The organism is Enterococcus sp. DIV1444a, assembly GCF_051712125.1.
Lineage (GTDB): Bacteria > Bacillota > Bacilli > Lactobacillales > Enterococcaceae > Enterococcus > Enterococcus faecalis.
In genome coordinates, this window is record NZ_JBIOOG010000001.1 from 1,338,320 (window position 1) to 1,359,328 (window position 21,009).

Annotated in this window: 20 protein-coding genes; all 20 read left to right on the forward strand. The window is 38.6% G+C overall.

Translation table 11 applies throughout. The annotated features are described in order from the left end of the window. Positions 1-6 precede the first annotated feature (6 nt). Positions 7-1,035, forward strand: a complete 1,029-nt coding sequence (locus tag IGI87_RS06620) for a lysylphosphatidylglycerol synthase transmembrane domain-containing protein (protein ID WP_438736503.1) — start codon at positions 7-9, stop codon at positions 1,033-1,035. A 140-nt stretch (positions 1,036-1,175) separates the two neighbouring features. Then, on the forward strand, positions 1,176-1,751 hold the full coding sequence (gene mobA, locus IGI87_RS06625; RefSeq protein ID WP_162782461.1) for a molybdenum cofactor guanylyltransferase: 576 nt from the start codon (positions 1,176-1,178) through the stop codon (positions 1,749-1,751). A gap of 15 nt (positions 1,752-1,766) precedes the next feature. Continuing rightward, on the forward strand, positions 1,767-2,591 hold the full coding sequence (locus tag IGI87_RS06630) for a formate/nitrite transporter family protein (protein WP_104854995.1): 825 nt from the start codon (positions 1,767-1,769) through the stop codon (positions 2,589-2,591). Continuing rightward, positions 2,581-3,162 (forward strand): hypothetical protein, encoded by a 582-nt coding sequence (locus tag IGI87_RS06635; protein ID WP_317095339.1) that lies wholly within the window; start codon positions 2,581-2,583, stop codon positions 3,160-3,162. The genes IGI87_RS06630 and IGI87_RS06635 overlap by 11 nt, the downstream gene beginning before the upstream one ends. Next, positions 3,150-3,638 (forward strand): NADH-quinone oxidoreductase subunit NuoE family protein, encoded by a 489-nt coding sequence (locus tag IGI87_RS06640; protein WP_104854996.1) that lies wholly within the window; start codon positions 3,150-3,152, stop codon positions 3,636-3,638. Before IGI87_RS06635 ends, IGI87_RS06640 begins: the two co-directional genes overlap by 13 nt. Before the next feature lie 11 nt (positions 3,639-3,649). Further along, positions 3,650-4,948 carry a complex I 51 kDa subunit family protein gene (locus IGI87_RS06645; protein WP_438736504.1) on the forward strand — a complete coding sequence of 433 codons (1,299 nt, stop codon included), beginning with the start codon at positions 3,650-3,652 and terminating at the stop codon, positions 4,946-4,948. Positions 4,949-4,950: 2 nt separating this feature from the next. Continuing rightward, positions 4,951-7,671, forward strand: coding sequence for a formate dehydrogenase subunit alpha (gene fdhF, locus IGI87_RS06650; RefSeq protein ID WP_438736505.1), 2,721 nt, complete (start codon positions 4,951-4,953; stop codon positions 7,669-7,671). Between the two features lie 17 nt (positions 7,672-7,688). After that, entirely contained in the window at positions 7,689-8,891 is a 1,203-nt protein-coding gene (locus IGI87_RS06655) for a molybdopterin molybdotransferase MoeA (RefSeq protein ID WP_438736506.1), read from the forward strand. 262 nt (positions 8,892-9,153) lie between these two features. Further along, positions 9,154-9,663, forward strand: coding sequence for a cyclic pyranopterin monophosphate synthase MoaC (moaC, locus tag IGI87_RS06660; RefSeq protein WP_104854999.1), 510 nt, complete (start codon positions 9,154-9,156; stop codon positions 9,661-9,663). Continuing rightward, positions 9,660-10,634 (forward strand): GTP 3',8-cyclase MoaA, encoded by a 975-nt coding sequence (gene moaA / locus IGI87_RS06665; protein WP_438736507.1) that lies wholly within the window; start codon positions 9,660-9,662, stop codon positions 10,632-10,634. Before moaC ends, moaA begins: the two co-directional genes overlap by 4 nt. Positions 10,635-10,636: 2 nt before the next feature. Then, positions 10,637-11,071: an MOSC domain-containing protein gene (locus IGI87_RS06670; RefSeq protein WP_242365942.1), complete on the forward strand. Its 435-nt coding sequence runs from the start codon at positions 10,637-10,639 to the stop codon at positions 11,069-11,071. Continuing rightward, on the forward strand, positions 11,064-11,546 hold the full coding sequence (locus IGI87_RS06675) for a MogA/MoaB family molybdenum cofactor biosynthesis protein (RefSeq protein WP_242365943.1): 483 nt from the start codon (positions 11,064-11,066) through the stop codon (positions 11,544-11,546). Before IGI87_RS06670 ends, IGI87_RS06675 begins: the two co-directional genes overlap by 8 nt. A 3-nt stretch (positions 11,547-11,549) precedes the next feature. Beyond that, positions 11,550-12,521, forward strand: coding sequence for a molybdopterin-binding protein (locus tag IGI87_RS06680; protein ID WP_438736508.1), 972 nt, complete (start codon positions 11,550-11,552; stop codon positions 12,519-12,521). Positions 12,522-12,539: 18 nt separating this feature from the next. After that, positions 12,540-13,340, forward strand: coding sequence for a molybdate ABC transporter substrate-binding protein (gene modA, locus IGI87_RS06685; protein ID WP_242365945.1), 801 nt, complete (start codon positions 12,540-12,542; stop codon positions 13,338-13,340). An 8-nt stretch (positions 13,341-13,348) separates the two neighbouring features. Continuing rightward, positions 13,349-14,020 carry a molybdate ABC transporter permease subunit gene (gene modB, locus IGI87_RS06690; protein ID WP_113793941.1) on the forward strand — a complete coding sequence of 224 codons (672 nt, stop codon included), beginning with the start codon at positions 13,349-13,351 and terminating at the stop codon, positions 14,018-14,020. Then, complete coding sequence (locus IGI87_RS06695) at positions 14,017-15,021, forward strand: ATP-binding cassette domain-containing protein (RefSeq protein ID WP_438736509.1); 1,005 nt, start codon at positions 14,017-14,019, stop codon at positions 15,019-15,021. Before modB ends, IGI87_RS06695 begins: the two co-directional genes overlap by 4 nt. A 121-nt stretch (positions 15,022-15,142) precedes the next feature. Continuing rightward, positions 15,143-17,245 (forward strand): heavy metal translocating P-type ATPase, encoded by a 2,103-nt coding sequence (locus IGI87_RS06700; protein ID WP_438736510.1) that lies wholly within the window; start codon positions 15,143-15,145, stop codon positions 17,243-17,245. 268 nt (positions 17,246-17,513) lie between these two features. Further along, positions 17,514-17,957: a cell division protein ZapA gene (gene zapA / locus IGI87_RS06705; protein ID WP_002357706.1), complete on the forward strand. Its 444-nt coding sequence runs from the start codon at positions 17,514-17,516 to the stop codon at positions 17,955-17,957. A 19-nt stretch (positions 17,958-17,976) separates the two neighbouring features. Continuing rightward, positions 17,977-18,525 (forward strand): CvpA family protein, encoded by a 549-nt coding sequence (locus tag IGI87_RS06710; RefSeq protein WP_438736511.1) that lies wholly within the window; start codon positions 17,977-17,979, stop codon positions 18,523-18,525. A 110-nt stretch (positions 18,526-18,635) separates the two neighbouring features. After that, positions 18,636-21,002: an endonuclease MutS2 gene (locus IGI87_RS06715; RefSeq protein WP_438736512.1), complete on the forward strand. Its 2,367-nt coding sequence runs from the start codon at positions 18,636-18,638 to the stop codon at positions 21,000-21,002. Positions 21,003-21,009 lie beyond the last annotated feature (7 nt).

Below are 21,009 nucleotides of genomic sequence, written 5' to 3' on the forward strand. Positions count from 1 at the left end.
GAAGCGATGAAAGGAAAAGTAAAAATTGGCTTAAATATGTTGTTAATGATTATCGTTTTAGGCGTAATCTTTTATGTCATGGATAATTCATTAAGTGATATTTTTGCTCAACTGATGGAAACGAGTTGGCTAGTGCTGATTGCTGTTATTTTTTTTGGTGTAGTTTATCAATTTGCAGAAGGGCGCTCAATCAAGGAAATAGCTCGTTATTTTAACAAAGACTTTACAACAGTAGATGGTTTTTTTACTTCTTGTTATGTAGCATTTTATCGGATTATTTCATTTGGCACGGGAACCTTGCTTTCGGAAATTTATTTTTATAAGAAAAAAGGAATTCCTGTTTCTAAAAGTGTGGGGATAACGGCATTACATATGATTATGTATAAAGCGGCCGTGATTTTTTTAGCAATTATTGGTTTGATTATTCAATTCTCCTTGTTTTATGAAAATGCGCCTAAGATGATTCCATTCATTTTAGCAGGTGTTATTTTAACATTAGTAATAATTGCAGCATTGCTTATTTTATCTAGTAGCTTAAAGTTGCAAGTTTTATTGGTTAAGTTTACCAATCGTTGGTTCAAACGACCAAAACTAAGAGATTGGGTGGATAATTGTAATTTACAAATCTATTCCTTGCGGGCGGCTGTGCAAACAATTACACAAGATCGCTCAGCGTTGCTCCGAATCTTTTCATGGAACGTATTTAAATTATTATTTTGGTACATTATTCCTTACATTGTTTTAGTGGAAAATCACCCGAACATTGATTTATTATTAGTGATGTCCTTTACCAGTTTTGCTGTTATTCTTTCAGGAGTTATTCCAACACCTGCTGGCATTGGGCCATTTGAATTTGTTTACTTATTGTTGTTTAAACCATTGGTCGGCAATGTTGATGCTGTAGCATCTGTTTTACTGTATCGATTTGGTAGCTTTGTTTTACCCTTTTTGATTGGCTTGGTTTATGTCGCCATTGAGAAACGAAAATCATTACGCATTGAGATTGAAGAAATAAAACGTCAAACAGATGAATAAGGTAGAACGAGAAAAAGAGCGACTCTTTTTCTCGTTCTTTTTTTTTAAAAGGAATTGACTTGTACGAGGGATGTCTTATAATAGACTTAATACATGACTAAAAAATATTTTTTTGAACTAATAAAAATTATGGTAAAGGGGTGGGGAAAATTATTGCTGATTGTACAGCAGTGCTGTTATGCGGCGGGAAAAGTTCACGGATGGGATTTGATAAGGCATTACTGAAAGTTCAAGGCCAATACGTGATCTTGCAAACAGCTGAAAAGTTAATGGAACTGTTCGAAGAGGTTATTTTAGTAACGGATGATAGTCAAAAATTTCCTACGGCGTTTAGAAAATGCACAATCATTCAAGATATGTATCTTGGAAAGGGACCATTAGGTGGGATTGTGACAGCAATGAACTATACTCAGAAAGCTGAAGTGTTTGTAATTGCCTGTGATATACCAACTTTTTCTCCTAAACTTGTGTATCAGTTAGCCTCTAAGCGTGGACAAAATCAAGTAACAATCTTTGACTTTGAGGGTCGTCAAGAACCATTATTTGGCTTTTATCGATGTTCTTGTTTACCAACATTTCAAAAGCAACTTGCGCAAAATAACTATCAGATTCGCCGAGAATTTGAGCACCTATCTGTAAAAACGGTGCAACTATCAAAAGAGAAGCAACTTGAAAATGTCAATCGAAAAGAAGAATTGTCTCAGTGGTATCGATAAAAAGGAGGAATCGTAATGGATTTTTTCACTAGTGAAGAAATAGTTGCAAGCTTAGGTGATAAGGCAGAAATGAAAGGGAAATTATCGTTTGTTCGACTCTGTATTTTAGGCATCATGGCTGGTTTTTGTATTGCACTGGGTTACTTAGCGTTTATTCGTATCACTGGAACCGCCCCCACAGAATGGGGAAGTTTTAATAATTTTCTGGGCGGTTCTTTATTTCCAGTCGGATTGATAGCGCTTACTTTTGTTGGTGGTGAGTTAGCAACTGGCAATATGATGGTGATGACATTAGGCGTATTGCAGAAAAAGGTTCGAGTGGGAACTCTTTGTTATAACTGGGTAGTTGTTTTATTGACCAATTGTCTGGGCGGATTTCTCGTAGCGTATTTATTTGGCCATATTGTTGGGTTAACTGAAGGTGCATTTCTGGATAAAACAGTCGCAGTTGCTCAGGCGAAAATTGCTGATCCACCGTTAGTCGCTTTTGTTTCAGGGATAGGCTGTAATATTTTTGTTTGTTTAGCTGTTTATCTCGGAGCGTTGGCAAAATCATATTTAGGTAAAATGTTTGGCTTATGGTTTCCTGTCATGGTTTTCGTTGTTTGTGGGTTTCAACACGTGGTCGCCAATGCGTTTATTATTCCAGCAGCAATTTTTTCACAAAGCACCACAATCAGTTGGTGGGATTATTTGCAGAATACACTATGGGTATTTTTAGGCAATGCGGTGGGGGGCAGCCTTTTTATGGCCGTACCATTGATCTTTATGACAAAACCAGCAACTGTCAAACCAAGAGTTGAGAAAACGATTCAGACGGAGGAACTCTATGGCAATTGAGGTGCCGAACATGATTCAAATTGGTTCTACTGGTCGAAATAGTGGCAAAACGACATTAGCCGAAGCCCTTATTAAACAGTACCAAGAAGTCTATCCAATTTATGGCTTGAAGATTATTACGATTAGTGGTCAACGAGGGGTGTGTCAACGAGGTACAAAAGGCTGCGGAATTTGTACCAGTATTACAGCTGGTTATGAATTAGTAGAAGAGCAACAGACGCTTGGCAATAAAGATACCATGAAATTATTAGCTGCAGGTTGTCAAAAAGTTTTTCTATTGAAAGTTTTTCAAGAAAATTTGGCGGAAGCTATTCAGCAATTTTTGAAAGCTGTGCCGGCCCAAGCTTTAATCATTTGTGAATCAAATTCGTTACGTAACGTTGTGCAGCCAGGACTATTTCTTATGATGAATAACCAGAATCGCCAAAAAGAATCAGCAAAAAAAGTCATAGATAAAGCCGATTTTTGCTTGCTATCTGCTGAAATACCAAAAGAATTGCGTATCTATTATCAAGGAGAACAACTTCAAGTTTCACTAAAAAGGGGGAATAAAAAGGAATGTGTGCATTAAGCTTAATTGAAAAAGAAGCGATTATTCTAGAAAACGATGCTGATCCACAACGAATTTTAAATATTTTAATTGAATTACAATTTGCTTCAGAAGAAGGGTATATCGATCAGGAAACAGCTCAATTAGTTGCAGAGCATCTGCATTTAACAGAAGCGCGAGTCTATGAAATCGTCAGTTTTTATGCCATTTTAAAGACGGAACCGCAAGCGAAGTATGTGTTGAAGATTTGTAACAGTACGCCGTGTCATTATACTGGTGGGGCGATGGTTGCTGAAGTTTTAGAAACCATTTTAGAAGTGCCAGAGAATCAGACGACCCCAGATGGCTTGTTTATGTATCACAGTATTCCTTGTATCGGGGCTTGTGATTTAGGCCCAGTAATTAAAATTAAGGACACCGTTTTTAGCCAACTAACAGAAGAGAAAATTTATCAATTAATTCAACATTTGCAAAATGATTGCTATGAAGGATTGTAGGAGGTGAGTCAATGCTTAAGAGAAACCAACCAATGTTATTAGAGAGAATGGGAAAAATGCAATCTGCGACCGATGTTGCTGAATATTGTAAATACGATGGATTTGATGGTTTAAAAAGAGCAATTTCACTATCAGATGAAGAAATTTTAAACGAACTGGATATTGCGCACTTAAGAGGTCGCGGTGGAGCAGCCTATCCTTTAGGAAAAAAATGGCGCCATCTTTATCAGGCAAAAGGAACCACAAAGTACATTGTTTGTAATGCTGATGAAGGCGAACCAGGGACCTTTAAGGATAAAGTACTTTTATCTGAAGATCCATTGAGTGTGATTGAAGGAATGATCATTGCTGGCTATTTATTTTCAGCAAAAGCAGGTTATATTTATATGCGAGGAGAATATCGCAGAATCCAAAAAAACTTTCAAGAAGCACTCGATAAGGCACGACAAGCTGGCTTTTTAGGTGAAAACATTTTAGGGATTGAAGGATTCAATTATGATATTACGATTATTTCTGGTGCTGGCGCCTATATTTGTGGGGAAAACTCAGCACTTTTAAATTCAATTGAAGGAAAAACGGGGCGGCCGCGTGTCAAACCACCACACTTAGCAGATGTTGGTTTATATTTGCAACCAACATTAGTGAATAATGTTGAATCATTTGCAAGTGTTCCGGTAATTTTACGAGAAGGTGGACAAGCCTTTTTAGAGATGGGTACTGCCGATGGTGGCGGAACAAAGCTAATTTGTTTGTCTGGACATATTAAAAATCGGGGCTTATACGAGGTCAACCTTGGAACACCATTAGAAGAAATAATTTATGGTGAGCAATACGGTGGCGGCTCTGCAACTGGTCGAGCATTGAAATTTATTCACTTCGGTGGGCAATCCGGTCCAATTGGTGCTGTCGCAACGTTAACGGATTGTTTGTATTCTTACGAAGATTTATGGGCCCATGACTTATCTGTCGGCTCTGGCGCAATTGTAGTAATGGATGATTCAGTCAATGTTGTGGACTATTTAGTACACGTGGCGGCCTTTTTTGCTCATGAGTCCTGTGGTAAATGCACCCCTTGTCGATTGGGAACAACTAGGATTTTGGAATTATTGAGTAAATTCAATCGGAACGAGGCAACAGCTAGTGATTTGCCACGATTGGAAAAGATGCTCACGCATGTCACGCGATTATCAGCTTGTGGTTTGGGCCAATCCGTCGCAAATCCAATGAAGAGTGCATTGACTTTGTTTCCAGAAGAATTTGAAACGACTGCTGAAACAGAAATCTATGCCACCAGCAAAGGAGGTTGGTAAAAATGAAAACAAAGTTGCATACGCAAACAGTTACATTGTCTATTGATAACCAAGAAGTAACTGTGCCTAAAGGGACTACCATTCTCGAAGCAGCGAAAGGGCTAGGTGTTGAAATCCCAACGCTCTGTCATTTAAAGGAATTAGCGCCTGATGGTTCTTGTCGGATGTGTGTGGTTGAGGTGGAAGGCGGCCGACGTGGTGGCTTAACAACTGCTTGTACGGCACATTGTCAAGAGGACATGGTTGTGTCAACACATTCTGAAAAAGTTGCTGATTCCAGACGTTTTATTCTTGATTTATTATTGAGTAATCATAAATTAGAATGTTTTTCTTGTGGAAAAAACGGGGATTGTCAATTACAACAGTATGCGCTAGATTATGGGATTGATGCCACTAGCTTTACCGAGGGGAAAAAAATGCCTTGCCACCAAGAAGATACCAGTAATCCATTTTTCTCTTATGATCCAGAAAAGTGTATCATGTGTCGTCGTTGTGCCCGTGTCTGTCAATTGCGGCAGGGAAGAGATGTACTTAGTATTGCTAATCGTGGTTTTGAAACAAAAATGATGCCGAGTTATGGACAGGCGTTTGAACAATCTATCTGTGAATCATGTGGCAATTGTGTCTCTTCCTGTCCTACAGGTGCGTTAACAGCAAAAGATACGAAAGAGTACCGCAAATGGGAAACCCAGAAAATCCCTACAACTTGTCCGCATTGTGGGACAGGCTGTCAGATGAATTTACTCGTTAAAAATAATCGTTTGGTGGGTGTTGAACCCCTAGATGGACCAGCTAATAAAAATTTACTTTGTGTGAAAGGAAAATTTGCTTCATATAAATTTGTTGGGTCAGGAGATCGCTTAACGGAGCCATTAATTAAACGGAATGGCATTTTTGAACCTGCTTCTTGGGAAGAAGCCTTAACGCTTGTTTCGTCAAAATTTAACGAAATTAAAGCAGAAAACGGTCCGGATGCTCTTGCTGGTTTTTCGTGCTCTAGAGCGACAAATGAAGATAATTATGTCTTTCAAAAAATGGTGCGTGCTGCTTTTGGTACCAATAATGTTGATAACTGTGCCCGTGTTTGTCATTCGGCTTCGGTCCATGGTTTAGCTCAAACCTTAGGCTCTGGCGCGATGACCAATCCTATTGCTGATATCACTGAAGATGTCGACATGATTTTATTAGTAGGTTCCAATCCAGAGGAAGCTCATCCAGTTATTGGTGCGCAAATTCGCCAAGCCATCCAAAGAGGAACACAAGTTGTTGTTGTTGATCCGCGGAAAATTAACTTAGTGAAGGATAGTGCACTGCATTTACAAGTACAGGCGGGAACGAATGTCGCATTTGCTAATGGCATGATGCATGTGATTTTGAAAGAAGGTTTAGCAGACCGCCACTTTATTGAAGAACGGACAGAAGGATTTTTAGACTTAGAAAAAATGGTGGCTGATTATACGCCGGAAAAAGTCGCAGAAATTTGTCATATTCATCCAGAAGATTTAATTCAAGCAGCACGCATGTATGCAAAAGCAGAAAAAGCACCAATCATTTATTGTTTAGGCGTAACGGAACATTCGACAGGAACTGAGGGTGTTATGAGTATGTCTAATTTGGCAATGTTGGTAGGTAAAGTTGGAAAACCAGGCTGTGGTGTCAATCCTTTGCGAGGTCAAAATAATGTTCAAGGTGCTTGTGATATGGGCTGTATGCCTTATGATTTCCCAGGCTATCAAAAAGTCAATAATCCAGAAGTAATCGACAAATTTGAAAAAGCTTGGCATGTGCTGTTAAATAGAAACACAGGTTTAACTTCTACTAAAGTTTTACCAGCAGCAACGGCAGGAAACGTCAAAGGCCTTTATATTTTTGGAGAAGATCCAATTGTTACGGATCCAGACACAGGACATGTTCGTCAAGCTTTAGAAAGTTTAGAATTTTTAGTGGTTCAAGAACTATTTATGACCGAAACGGCTGCTTATGCGGATGTCGTTTTACCCGGCATCAGTTATGCAGAAAAAGACGGGACATTTACAAATACAGAGCGGCGCGTGCAAAGAATTCGTAAAGCTGTTGAACCAAGGGGACAAGCTCGAGAAGATTATGAAATTTTTTGTGAAGTCATGACACGGATGGGCTATCCTTGTGCGTATGAATCTGCAAAAGAAATTATGGAAGAAATTTCAGCTGTGACGCCTTCGTTTGGCGGAATTAATTATGAACGATTAGAGAAGGAGAGCTTACAATGGCCTTGTCGTAGCTTGACGGATCCAGGCACGCCGATTATGCATGTGGGCAGTTTTGCTCGTGGAAAAGGTTTATTTAAAGCAATTCCGTATAAGCAAGCACAAGAATTACCAGATGAAGAGTACCCGTATTTAATGTCGACAGGACGGATGCTCTACCATTACAATACCCGAGCAATGACAGGACGAACGGAAGGGATTAACCAAATAGCGAATCACTCTTATATTGAGATTAATGCAGTCGATGCACAAGCTCTGGGAATCCAAGAAGGTGACAAAGTTGAAGTTCATTCTCGACGTGGCAAAATCGAAACCTATGCGGCTGTCGGAAATCGAGTATTTCCGCAAGAAGTCTTTATGACATTCCACTTTCCAGATGGGAATGTTAACGAAATCACCAATGCTGTATTTGATGATATCGCCACAATTCCTGAATATAAAGTTTGTGCTGTTGCGATTAAACCAGTGAATAAATAAAAAAGGATGGTTAAAACATGATCGAGTTGGAAGAAGCACGAGAGAGAATGACCCAACATATGAAGAGTCAATGTCAAACAGAAGAAGTGGCGCTGCTTGATTCCTTGGGCCGGATTAGCGGAGAAACCATTTTTGCAGAGACGGCGATTCCTCATTTTCCTCGTGCCGGAATGGATGGGTATGCCGTTCGTGCAGTAGAAACACGAGGTGCGACTGCTGAAAGCCCAAGTTGTTTAAAAGTCGTCGGTTCTTTAGTGGCAGGGGATTCCATGTTTTATTGCAATCAGACGAATGACTGTGCGATTAAAATAACGACAGGTGCTTTTATTCCAACCGATTTTGATGCTGTAGTGCCACAAGAATGGACGGATTTTGGGCAAGACCATGTTAAAATTTTTCAATCTGTCACTGCGGGCCAAAACTATGCGGAAATTGGGGAGGATATTGCTTTTCAGCAAAAAATTTTAGCAAAACATCAACAGATCAATAGTCGAATGATTGGTTTACTGGCAATGCAAGGGATTGACAAAGTTGTTGTTTTGAAGCGCATGAAGGTGGGGATTTTAGCGACTGGTAGTGAGTTAGTTTCTTTGGAAGAACCACTGTCAGTTGGGAAAATTTATAATAGTAATCTCTACATGTTAGCAGCTTTTGTCAAAGCAAGTGGCAATGAAGTAATCCACCTAGACCATTGTTCAGATGACCCTGTAGAATTAGCGAATAAGCTGTTTGAGATTTTACCAAAACTTGATGTATTAATTACTTGTGGTGGTGTTTCGGTAGGTGAAAAGGACAATTTACCTTTAGCGATTAAGCGTATCGGCGGAACAGAGCTGTTTCATTTTGTAAATATGAAACCTGGAACCCCAGTTATGGGAAGTCAATTTCAAGAAACACTCATTTTAAGCGTTTCAGGCAATCCGTTTGCGGCAATGGTTAATTTACATCTTTTTTACTGGACATTATTAGCTACTTTTTTTAATTGTGTCGAGTTAAATCTCAAGGAACGAACAGTAATTTTAGCGCATGAATTAGCCCCCAGTAGACTACGTCGATTTTACCGAGCGAAAGAAATAGATGGCAAAGTAAATTTAGTGACAAAAAGTCATCTTTCCTCCAATTTATCAAATACTTTAGAAACAAATTGCCTGCTAGAACAACCAGCTGGTGTACTACTCAAAAAAGGCGCGCTTGTAAAAGTCTATTATTGGCAAACTTGATGACAACCTGACCTAAGATTAGCATGAAAGTAAGCCATCAGTCGAAGCGACTGGTGGCTTATCATTTTTAAAGTTTTAAGATTTAAACAAAAGTTTGGGCGCATTAAGCGAAGCGCGTAATTTTTGTCGTTTAACGTTTTTTCACTTCGACTTTTTGCTAAAAAAAATTATGGATGCCAGATTGTTTTTTTTAAGCAAGAGTGATACACTTGAAAAAGAAGTATTGTGTAAATGTTAACAATGTCAAATGTGAGGTGGAGAAATGGTTCAAAGTAAGGAATTTACGCACTTGAATACACAAGGAGAAGTGCATATGGTTGATATTTCGGGAAAAAATGACACTGAAAGAACAGCCCTCGCTTATGGAGAGATTCATATGTTGGAAGCGACAGCAGAGGCGATCCAGACCCAAATGATTAAAAAAGGTGAAGTATTACAGGTAGCAAGAGTAGCTGGGATTACCGCTGCAAAACGAACGTTTGAATGGATTCCTTTGTGTCATTTGGTTGCTTTGACAAAGTGTGAAATTCAGTTTGATTGGCGCAATCAAACTTGTTTAGAAGTACGTTGTTTTACAAAAACCGTGGGTTCAACTGGCGTTGAAATGGAAGCGCTAACAGGTGTGCAGGCAACACTCTTAACAATTTATGATATGTGTAAAGCAATTGATCGGGGCATGACAATGACAAACATTGGTTTATTAGAGAAAAATGGTGGACGTAGTGGTCATTTCATTCGTTCTTCAATTAAATCAAAGGAAAGTGATGAGTGAACAGCATGAAAGATGTATTTAACCGTGAAATTGATTATGTTCGTTTGTCTTTAACAGATCGTTGTGACTTACGCTGTACGTATTGCATGCCAGCAACAGGTCTTTGCTTTTTAAAAAAAGAGCAGCTTCTAACAGATGATGAGATTATTTTTTTACTGAGGATATTAGCGAAAGAAGGCATCAAAAAAGTTAAATTAACAGGTGGTGAACCGCTTGTTAGACCAAATTTACTCTCTTTAATTAAAAGGATAAAGCAAATCTCAGGCATCGAAAAAGTAACCCTAACGACTAATGGCATGAAGTTAGCTCGTGAGGCTCAAGGATTAAAAGAGGCGGGCTTGGACGGCATTAATATTAGCTTAGACACTCTGGATCCAGAAGAATTTCGAGAAATAACAAGAGTTGGTCAGTTAAGGAATGTTCTGGCGGGCTTAGAACAAGCGATTGATGTGGGACTACCTAATATCAAGATTAATACTGTAGCTAGGAAAGAGCTAAGTGAAGCAACAATTGTAGAACTGGCTGAAATCGCTAAGAAAGAGATTGTGCATCTTCGTTTCATTGAAATGATGCCAATCGGGTTAGGAAAGGAGCATCCGGGGAAGCAGCAAGAAGAAGTAGAAGCCATTTTAACCAAACATTATGGAACGTTGCAACCATACCAAAAACCATTGGGCAATGGCCCTGCTAGTTATTACGCCTTAAAAGATTTTAAAGGAAAAATAGGGTTTATTAGTGCGCTAGGGCATTGTTTTTGCGAGACGTGCAATCGAATCCGAATTACTGCAGACGGCCATTTAAAAACGTGCCTGCATTCTGCAGAAGGCTACTCGTTAAAGGAAGCTTTGGCTAAGGAACAAACAGCAAAATTGTTAGGGATTATTAAGAGTGGCATTGCCTGTAAGCCTGAAAAACATCTTTTCTTGGAACAACAAGGAGAACAACGATTTATGTCACAAATAGGAGGGTAAGTATGAAAACAGGAGAAATTATTGCAATAAATATTAGCCCACGAAGAGGCACACAGAAAAAGGAAATTCCTGAAGTCAACTTAATTAAAGGCTTTGGATTAGAAAATGATGCGCACGGCGGGAATTGGCATCGACAAGTCAGTTTGTTATCTTTTGAAGAAATAACGGCTTTCAATGAAAAAGGAGCTCGGGTTGGCAATGGTGCTTTCGGGGAAAACATTATCGTCTCAGGGATTGATTTACGTCAATTACCCGTTGGAACGAAAATGAAAATAGGCGATTCTGAATTGGTGGTTACTCAAATTGGGAAAGAGTGCCATAAACACTGTCAGATTTACGCGCGAGTGGGCGATTGCATCATGCCTAGAGAAGGAATCTTTGCAGTCGTTGTGACAGCAGGTCATATCAAAAAAGGAGACCAGTTAGACGTTGTTTAAAGTGGGCATTGTAACATTAAGTGATCGTTGCTTTCAAGGGCTTGCTGTCGACCAATCAGGCTCCTTAATTCGTGAACAGTTACCTGCGCTCTACCAGGTAACTAAACAAACCATTTTACCAGATGAAGAAAATCAATTAGTAGAGCTATTGCAAGAGTGGTCTAAATCCTGTGATTTGATTTTAACGACAGGCGGCACAGGGTTGAGTGAACGGGATCGGACCCCAGAAGCAACCTTGCGTGTAGCAGAGCGAGTCATTCCTGGAATCAGTGAGGGCTTGCGTCAACTTAGCTTGGGAAAAACGCCATTTGCTATGCTAAGTCGTGGCGTTTCTGTTCAAAGAGGACGCACGCTCATTGTTAATTTGCCTGGTAGCCCGAAAAGTGTCACAGAACATTTGCACTTTTTGTTGCCTATTTTGCCCCACGCTTTGGATTTAATCACAAATAAAAAAATCATACATGATGAGGAATAAACCATGAAAACAATTCGAACAGAAGAGGCAGTTGGCCTTCCATTGAGTCATGATATTACGCGAATTAACTATGGGAAAACCAAGGAAGTTTGTTTTAAAAAAGGACATGTAGTTGTTCAAGAAGATATTCCAATTCTTTTATCATTAGGGAAAAAACATCTGTTTGTTGTCTTGGACCCAGCGGAAATACATGAAGAAGAGGCAGCGACATTTTTGTATAATCTGTTAACAGATGACTCATGTCAGCCGAGTGAAGTCCATGAAGGGAAAATTGTTGCTAAAGCTGGCACGAGAGGTCTTTTAAAAGTCAATCGAGAAAAATTAATTGCTTTAAATGAAATTGAAGGTCTCGCCTTGTCGACTAAAATTACCAATATAGAAGTTCAGAAAGATGAAAAAGTAGCAGCCTTTCGAGTGATTCCACTAACAATTTCTAAAGGGCAATTAGAAAAGGCACGTCAGCTCAGTACTTCTGAGCCACTAATCTCTGTGAAACCTTTCAAAAAAATAAGTGTCGGGATTGTAACTACTGGCAGTGAAGTTTACACAGGATTGATTGAAGATGCTTTTTACCCTGTGTTAAAAGCCAAGTTCTCCGCGTATCCTTTAGTTACGATTGTCAAGCAAGAAATTGTCGATGATCAGCCGCAAAAAATTACTGTTGCGATCAAAAAGATGTTAGCACAAGGGTTTGATCTGATTGTTTGTACAGGTGGTATGAGTGTAGATCCTGATGATTTGACACCGTTAGCCATTAAACAGACAGGTGCTGAAATCGTAACCCATGGGACGCCAGTCTTACCAGGATCAATGTTTTTGCTGGCTTATAAAGGAGAGCAAACGATCATTGGCTTACCAGGTGGTGTTTTATTTTCAGAAAAAACTGTTTTTGATTTGTTGTTACCAAGATTAATGGCCAAAGAAGTGATAAAAAAATCTGAAATTATTGACTTGAGTTATGGCGGGTATTTATAAAAGAAAAGAGGCGTTCAAATGTCTAAACAAAAAAAGGCTGTGTTCCTGCTTAGCTTATTCAGTTTAGTTGCCCTAATTGCTGCATGTACAAATCAGCCGCAAAAAGAAACAGTTTCAACAAAAAAAGAAGAAATAACCCTTGCAGCAGCAGCTAGCTTAGAATCAGTCATGGAGAAGAAAATTATTCCAGCCTTTGAAAAAGAGCATCCAGATATTCAGGTAACTGGAACCTATGATAGTTCTGGAAAATTACAGATGCAAATTGAAAAAGGCCTAAAAGCCGATGTATTTTTCTCGGCCTCGACAAAACAAATGAATGCATTAGTTGCAGAAAAACTAATTAGTCAGAAAAGTGTCGTTCCTTTATTGGAAAACCAGCTCGTTCTAATTGTACCTAATCAAGATCAAGCCAAGTGGTACGATTTTTCTGATTTAAAAAAGGCCCAAATGATAGCAATTGGTGATCCTGCGAGTGTTCCAGCTGGTCAATATGCCGAAGAAGGCTTAAAAGCTTTAGATGCTTGGTCCTATGTAGAAAAACACGCAAGCTTTGGCACGAATGTAACAGAAGTCCTTGAATGGGTAGCTAATGCAAGTGCAGATGCTGGCTTGGTTTATGCGACAGATGCAGCAACCAATTCAAAAGTAGCGATTGTTGCGGCCATGCCTGAAGCTGCTTTGAAAAAGCCAATCATCTATCCGGTTGGTAAAATTGCCGCCTCTAAGAAACAAAAATCAGCGGATGCTTTTTTAAATTTTTTACAGAGTCAACAATGCAGAAAATATTTTGAAAATATTGGCTTTAAGTTAACAAAGTAGGTGGGAAAATGGATGTTCGACCAATTCTTTTATCTTTTCAGACAGCAATAATTGCCATTTTATTTACTTTTGTTTTAGGAACAGGCGTTGCGTATATTGTTTTTCGTTTGAAAAATCGTAAATTAAAAATTCTTTTGAATAGTTTATTTACGTTGCCATTAGTTTTACCGCCGACGGTTTTTGGTTTTTTTCTCTTAACTATTTTTGGTGTTCAGCAACCAGTCGGCCAGTTTTTACTTGATTTTTTTGCCATTCAAGTTGTTTTTTCGTGGCCAGCTACGGTTATTGCTGCCGTTGCTGTTTCATTTCCTTTAATGTATCGTTCAGCCTTAACGGCGTTTGAACAAATGGATAGTGACTTATTGGCGGTGGCCCAGACACTCGGATTTTCGGAAAGTCGATATTTTAGAAAAATTGCGTTACCTTTATCGATGAACGGTCTCTTGGCCGGTGGTGTGTTAGCCTTTGCCCGTGGGTTAGGCGAATTTGGAGCGACGACAATGTTAGCAGGGAATATTGCTGGCAAAACAAGAACGCTTCCTTTAGCTATCTACTCTGCTGTAGCAAGTGGGGATTGGCGTTTAGCCAATCAATATGTTGTGATTATGTTATTACTTTGCCTGATTATTTTATTTTTTACGGAATTTTTTAGTCAGCGCGCTTGGAGAAGATCGGAATGAGATTAATTGTTGATATTCAAAAAGAATTGAAAAGTCATACTTTGCAAATTCAGTTTGAAACAAAGACTCAAACAACAGGAATTTTAGGCGCTTCTGGTTGTGGCAAGAGTATGTTATTAAAATGTATTGCGGGTGTTGAAACTGCTGATAAAGGTCAGATTGTCTTAAATGATCAAGTCTTATTCGATGCTGAACAAAAGATCAATTTGTCGCCGCAACAACGAAAAATTGGTCTGTTGTTTCAACAGTATGCGTTGTTTCCTCATTTATCGGTAGTAGAAAATCTCACGTGCGTGACAAAAGATTTACAATTGGTCACTCAATTGCTTGCGTCTTTTCACTTAACTAAAGTCCAACAACAATATCCTAGTCAACTTTCTGGAGGACAAAGACAACGAGTGGCTTTTGCGCGAATGCTAGCGGCTCAGCCGGCTTACCTATTATTAGATGAGCCATTTTCCGCATTAGATGCACCTTTAAAAGAAGAGCTGCAAATTGAACTTCAACAGCGATTAAGTAATTTAAATCAACAAGCCTTAATTGTGAGTCATAGTTTAGATGAACTGTATAAGTTATGTCAGAGTTTAGTGATAATCACAAAAAGCCGAACACTTTTTGGTGCAACAAATCAATTGTTCAACCTACCTCAAACGATTGAAGCAGCTAAACTCACTGGTTGTAAAAATATTTGGCCTGTCAAACGCATAGATGCGCACCGAGTCCAAGTGATTGGCTGGCAACAAACACTAATGGTTACACAAGAAGTTCCTATTTCTTGTCATTCTATTGGTATTCGGGCCCATGATTTCACAACAGAACCGCAGGCAACTAATCAAATCGAAGTGCATCACTTACAAACATTGTCAGCACCTTTTGAACAGAGTGCTTGGTTTCAACACCAACAAACCCAAATTTGGTGGAAAGGCAGCAATAGACTCAATCCGAAAGTTATTACTCAGTTATCCATTCCACCTACAGCAATTATGCCATTATGTCTATAAAACAGAAAAAGATTACGTGAAGCGGTTGACATATGATTGCATCTTCATTTATAATAGATTCATGAAAGGTTATTCATGTAAACGAAATAATCGCTATTATATAGGGAGTGAAGGTGTTTAAATGCAAAAGAGTTATAAACTAGAAGGACTTGATTGTGCAAGTTGTGCAGACAAAATTGAAAAATCTGTCCAAAAAATTCACGGAGTAGAAAAAGCGCGTGTGGACTTCATGGCTGAAAAAATGACACTGGAAGTTGAATCAGGACATGATTTAGAAGTCGAAAATGAAGCGCGTGCAATGATTGGTAAGTTAGAACCAGATGTCAAAGTTATTTCTTTAAAAGATGTCAAAGAAGAAGAGGGACGTAATCCAAATAAGAATCGCTTAATTCGTATCATTATTGCATTTGTTTTATTTTTAGCACTTATTATCATTAAACCAAGTAATAATTGGGTTGCTTTGGCATCTTATTTAGTCGTTTATGTCTTAATTGGTGGCGACATTGTCAAACGAGCGGTAACGAATATTTTTCGGGGGGAAGTGTTTGATGAAAATTTCCTAATGTCTGTAGCAACGATTGGGGCATTCTTTATTGGGGAATATCCCGAAGCTGTGGCAGTAATGTTGTTCTACCAAGTCGGCGAATGGTTCCAAAGTGCTGCGGTTGATCAATCCAGAAAATCAATTGCCAAATTAATGGATATTCGTCCAGATTCAGCAAATCTTTTAGTAAATGGGCAAATAAAAGCGGTCGCTCCAGATACAATTGAAATTGGGCAACAAATATTAGTGAAACCAGGTGAAAAAGTTCCTTTAGATGGTCAAATTATTGATGGATCAAGTATGGTAGATACCTCTGCGTTGACTGGTGAATCCGTTCCAAGAACGGTTAAAGTCGGCGATGAAATCTTAGGTGGTTTTATCAATAAAAATGGTGCCTTGACCATTAATGTTACGAAAAAATTTGGGGATTCAACAGTTAGCAAAATTTTAGATTTAGTTGAAAATGCTAGCAGTAAAAAAGCCCCTGCAGAAAACTTTATTTCTAAATTTGCTCGTTACTATACACCAGTTGTCGTTGTTTTAGCTGTCTTATTGGCAGTGATTCCACCATTTATTTTCCCAGATACTTCTATTAATGAATGGGTTTATCGGGCATTAACGTTCTTGGTTATTTCTTGTCCATGTGCTTTAGTCATTTCTGTTCCCTTAAGTTTCTTCGGTGGAATTGGCGGAGCCAGCAAACTAGGTGTTTTAATTAAAGGAAGCAACTATTTAGAAATTTTAGCGAATACGGAAACGATTGTTTTTGATAAAACTGGTACGCTAACAAAAGGAAATTTTGTGGTTCAAAACATAACTAGTGTTGTCTTACCCGAAGAAGAGTTGTTGCGTTTAACAGCAACAGCAGAACAATTATCCACTCATCCAATTGCTATTTCTATTAAAGAAAGCTATGGCAAAGAAACTGTTCCAGCAACAGCAATTGAAGAGGTTGCCGGACACGGTATCAAAGCCACAATTGAAGGCAAAACAGTTTTAGTCGGTAATGCGAAGTTAATGAAACAATTTGGTATCGAAGCACCAGAAGTGAAGGAAGCTGGAACTTTAATTTTTGTCGCTATTGATAATCAATTTGCAGGCTACTTAGTGATTGCGGATCAATTGAAACCAGATGCCATTTCAGCAATAAAAGAATTAAAAGCTGAAGGGGTCAAACAAACTGTTATGCTGACTGGAGACAATCAACAAGTTGCAGAAGCTATTGCAAAAGAAGTTGGTGTTGACAAAGTTTATGCAGAACTTTTACCAGATGGCAAAGTGGATCGTTTAGAAGAGTTGTTAAAAGCATCTTCACCTAAAAACAAAGTTGCCTTTGTTGGTGACGGCATGAATGATGCACCTGTTTTAGCCCGGGCTGATGTTGGGATTGCCATGGGTGGTTTAGGAAGTGACGCGGCAATTGAAGCTGCTGATGTGGTGATTATGAATGATGAACCAAGTCGCATCGCCTCTGCGATTAAATTATCAAGAAAAACATTGAGAATTGTTAAACAAAACATTATCTTTGCGATTGCTGTTAAAATCATTGTCTTGGGACTAGGTGCATTAGGCTTGGCTTCAATGCAAGCAGCAGTGTTTGCTGATGTTGGCGTAACGATTATCGCTGTTTTAAATGCTATGCGTTGTTTACGTGTAGAAAAGATGAAAGATAATAACTAAATCTTAAAAAGTACAGCTGAAACAAACGTTTTTAGCTGATTATCAGGTTTTGAGCGTGGGACAAAAATCACTTTGACTTTTTGTTCCACGCTTTTTCTCCTACACAATTTCTATTCGTTCTTAAATTGCCAGAGTTCTTGTAAAGAAATCTTTAAATTTTTCGCTTTGTGGCATATAATAAGAGAGAATTTGTACGAAAATTGCGCTTCGCTTTTTTTTCATGGTACAATAAGCAAGAATGGATTGATTTACAGGAGGGAACCTCAACATGGCATCAAATGAAAAAACACGATATAAAGCAATCATTGCAGACCATACGTATACAATTATTGGCCAAGAGTCAAAACAACATATGGATTTAGTCACAAAAATTGTTAACGAACAACTGGCGGAAATTAAACATCTTTCTCCGCAAACTGATACGGAACAAGCTTCTGTTTTATTAGCAATTAATGCAATTTCAGATCAACTAAAAAAACAAGAATATGCTTTAAAATTGGAAAAACAAGTAGCAGATTTAAAACAGAAGACCATTCGTTTGGCTGAATTAGAGAATCGTGTGCGCCGAATGGAAATTATCGAAGAAGAAGCACGGGATGTTTTGAAAAAGAATGGACAAGAAGATGTAGAAATTCATAATCATGTGGAAGCCCAACAAATTTTGAATGAAAATCGAAAACAGCAGATTCAAAATAAAGGTGTTTCGGAGTAGTTCCTGAAAGGATGACAAGATGTTAACAATACTTATTTTATTACTTTTAGCCTTTGGATTTTATACAGGAGCTAAACGAGGCTTGATTTTACAAGTGCTCTATTCGGTAGGTTACTTAATTTCATATTTTGTTGCTCGAACCTATTACAAAGAGGTCGCCTCTCATTTAGAATTGTATATTCCATATCCATCGGTTACGCCAACGTCAAAGCTTGTCTTTTTTAATCAAGAGATTTCTTTAGACTTGGATAAAGCCTTTTATTCAGCGGTTGCGTTTCTATTATTGCTGTTTGCAGGCTGGTTAGTCGTTCGTTTTTTAGCTATCTTTTTACATGGATTAACATTTATTCCAGTTTTGAAACAGATAAATGGACTATTAGGTGGCGTATTAAGTGTTCTTGTATTATACGTGGGTCTTTTTCTAGTGTTAGCTACGGCGTCAATGATTCCGTCAGATATTGTCCAAAATCAGTTTCGGTCAAGTGGCTTGGCACGAGGCATTGTAAAAAATACCCCAATTCTAACAAAACAAGCATATGAATTATGGGTTGAACCAATTACGAAATAAAGCTGAATGGGACTGAGATAGAGATAAGAAGTAAGTGAGCAAAGCGAAACTTCTTATGTTATGTCTCAGTCTTTTCAACAAATGAAAAAGTTAGAAAAGTAGGTGGAAAAATGAATCAGCGTATTCTATCAACATTAGGGTTTGATAAAGTAAAACAACAGTTGTTGCAATTTATTGTGACAGCCCAGGGGACAAATGAAGTATCGGAATTATTACCGATTGCTGATGAAAATAAAATTCAATCCTGGCTGAATGAAACACAGGATGGTTTAAAAGTTCAACGATTACGTGGTGGAATCCCCATTCCTAAATTAGAAAATATTCAACCACACATGAAACGGATTGAAATTGGTGCGGATTTAAATGGTGTAGAATTAGCACAAGTAGGTCGTGTCTTGTCGACTACTTCAGAACTGACTCGTTTTTTTGATGAGTTAAGTGAAAATGAAGTGGATTTTGAACGTTTATATATGTGGCGAGAGCAACTAGAAGTTTTGCCTGAATTAAATCGCCAACTCAAACAAGCCATTGATGATGATGGCTACGTCACAGATGAAGCTTCGCCAGCCTTAAAGGCAATTCGGCAAAATATTCGACGTAGTGAGCAGACCATTCGAGAAGAACTCGATAGTATTATTCGTGGGAAAAACGCACGTTATCTGAGTGACGCCCTTGTTACTATGCGAAATGAACGCTACGTGATTCCAGTCAAACAAGAATATAAAAATATTTTTGGTGGCGTGGTTCACGATCAAAGTGCTTCAGGTCAAACCTTATTTATTGAACCTAAACAAATTTTAGAAATGAATAATCGCTTGCGACAACAACAAATTGCCGAAAGAAATGAGATTACTCGCATCTTGGCAGAACTGTCGGCCGAGTTGGTCCCTTATCGCCGTGAAATTACGCATAATGCTTATGTCATCGGTAAACTTGATTTTATTAATGCTAAGGCGCGACTTGGAAAAGAACTAAAAGCAGTTGTTCCAGAAATTAGTCAAGCAAATCATGTAGTTTTTAAACAAGCCCGGCACCCGCTATTAGATCCAGAAAAAGCTGTAGCCAATGACATTGTGATTGGAGAAGAATATCAAGCAATTGTGATTACAGGACCTAATACCGGTGGGAAAACCATTACTCTGAAAACGTTAGGTCTTTTACAATTAATGGGCCAAGCTGGACTACCTATTCCAGTTGAAGAAGAGAGTAAAATGGGGATTTTTACAGAAGTATTTGCGGATATCGGGGATGAACAATCGATTGAACAAAGTTTAAGTACTTTCTCTTCACATATGACGAATATCGTGTCTGTCTTAAAGAAAGTCGATCATCAAAGTTTAGTACTGTTTGATGAATTAGGTGCTGGGACAGATCCGCAAGAAGGGGCCGCTTTAGCGATTGCTATTTTAGATTCATTGGGCGCTAAAGGAGCCTATGTGATGGCAACAACTCATTATCCTGAATTAAAAGTGTATGGCTACAATCGAGCAGGAACCATCAATGCCAGTATGGAATTTGATGTAGATACCTTGAGTCCAACCTATCGTTTATTAATTGGCGTGCCTGGCCGAAGTAACGCTTTTGAAATTTCAAAACGTCTTGGATTAGACAACAGTATTATTGAAGCTGCAAAACAAATAATGGACGGTGAAAGTCAAGATTTAAACGAAATGATTGAAGACTTGGAAAACCGTCGCAAAATGGCCGAAACTGAATATTTAGAAGCTCGCCACTATGTCGATGAATCGGCCGCTTTGCATAAAGAACTGAAAGAAGCCTATCAAGTATTTTTTGAAGAACGAGAAAAAGAATTACAAAAAGCGCGGAAAGAAGCAAATAAAATTATTGCAGAAGCAGAAGAAAACGCAGAAACCATTATTTCTGATATTCGCAAAATGCAATTGGAAAGTGGCCAACAAGGTGGTGTCAAAGAACATCAGTTAATTGATGCGAAAACACAACTTTCTCAATTACACCATGAAGAAACCCAGCTTGCTAAAAACAAAGTGCTGAAAAAGGCGAAAGAACAGAAAAAATTAAAAGCTGGCGATGAAGTAATTGTCAATACCTACGGCCAACGAGGGACATTATTAAAAGACAACGGTAAAGGACAATGGCAAGTCCAATTGGGCATTTTAAAAATGAACGTCTCTGAAGAGGATATGACGCCTGTCGCTCCACAAAAAGAAGCAAAACCTAGAGTCACAACGGTTCGTTCTGCTGAAAGTAGTCATGTTAGCACACAACTAGACTTACGTGGCAAACGCTACGAAGAAGCATTGGCAGAAGTTGACCAATACATTGATGCCGCGATTCTAGCTGGCTATCCACAAGTAACCATTGTTCACGGCAAAGGAACAGGTGCATTAAGAACCGGAATAACGGAATTTTTAAAAAATCACCGCAGTGTAAAAAGCTATGAATTTGCGCCACAAAACCAAGGTGGTAATGGTGCGACTGTCGTAAAATTCCAATAAACAAGGA

What these genes read in the sequence shown, in the direction of transcription:
- IGI87_RS06695 (WP_438736509.1), top strand. Translation starts at nt 14,017, where the DNA reads ATGAGATTAATTGTTGATATTCAAAAAGAATTGAAAAGTCATACTTTG.
- IGI87_RS06645 (WP_438736504.1), top strand. Translation starts at nt 3,650, where the DNA reads ATGCTTAAGAGAAACCAACCAATGTTATTAGAGAGAATGGGAAAAATG.
- IGI87_RS06680 (WP_438736508.1), top strand. Translation starts at nt 11,550, where the DNA reads ATGAAAACAATTCGAACAGAAGAGGCAGTTGGCCTTCCATTGAGTCAT.
- zapA (WP_002357706.1), top strand. Translation starts at nt 17,514, where the DNA reads ATGGCATCAAATGAAAAAACACGATATAAAGCAATCATTGCAGACCAT.
- IGI87_RS06620 (WP_438736503.1), top strand. Translation starts at nt 7, where the DNA reads ATGAAAGGAAAAGTAAAAATTGGCTTAAATATGTTGTTAATGATTATC.
- IGI87_RS06655 (WP_438736506.1), top strand. Translation starts at nt 7,689, where the DNA reads ATGATCGAGTTGGAAGAAGCACGAGAGAGAATGACCCAACATATGAAG.
- modB (WP_113793941.1), top strand. Translation starts at nt 13,349, where the DNA reads ATGGATGTTCGACCAATTCTTTTATCTTTTCAGACAGCAATAATTGCC.
- modA (WP_242365945.1), top strand. Translation starts at nt 12,540, where the DNA reads ATGTCTAAACAAAAAAAGGCTGTGTTCCTGCTTAGCTTATTCAGTTTA.
- IGI87_RS06715 (WP_438736512.1), top strand. Translation starts at nt 18,636, where the DNA reads ATGAATCAGCGTATTCTATCAACATTAGGGTTTGATAAAGTAAAACAA.
- fdhF (WP_438736505.1), top strand. Translation starts at nt 4,951, where the DNA reads ATGAAAACAAAGTTGCATACGCAAACAGTTACATTGTCTATTGATAAC.
- IGI87_RS06630 (WP_104854995.1), top strand. Translation starts at nt 1,767, where the DNA reads ATGGATTTTTTCACTAGTGAAGAAATAGTTGCAAGCTTAGGTGATAAG.
- IGI87_RS06635 (WP_317095339.1), top strand. Translation starts at nt 2,581, where the DNA reads ATGGCAATTGAGGTGCCGAACATGATTCAAATTGGTTCTACTGGTCGA.
- IGI87_RS06670 (WP_242365942.1), top strand. Translation starts at nt 10,637, where the DNA reads ATGAAAACAGGAGAAATTATTGCAATAAATATTAGCCCACGAAGAGGC.
- IGI87_RS06640 (WP_104854996.1), top strand. Translation starts at nt 3,150, where the DNA reads ATGTGTGCATTAAGCTTAATTGAAAAAGAAGCGATTATTCTAGAAAAC.
- IGI87_RS06700 (WP_438736510.1), top strand. Translation starts at nt 15,143, where the DNA reads ATGCAAAAGAGTTATAAACTAGAAGGACTTGATTGTGCAAGTTGTGCA.
- moaC (WP_104854999.1), top strand. Translation starts at nt 9,154, where the DNA reads ATGGTTCAAAGTAAGGAATTTACGCACTTGAATACACAAGGAGAAGTG.
- IGI87_RS06710 (WP_438736511.1), top strand. Translation starts at nt 17,977, where the DNA reads ATGTTAACAATACTTATTTTATTACTTTTAGCCTTTGGATTTTATACA.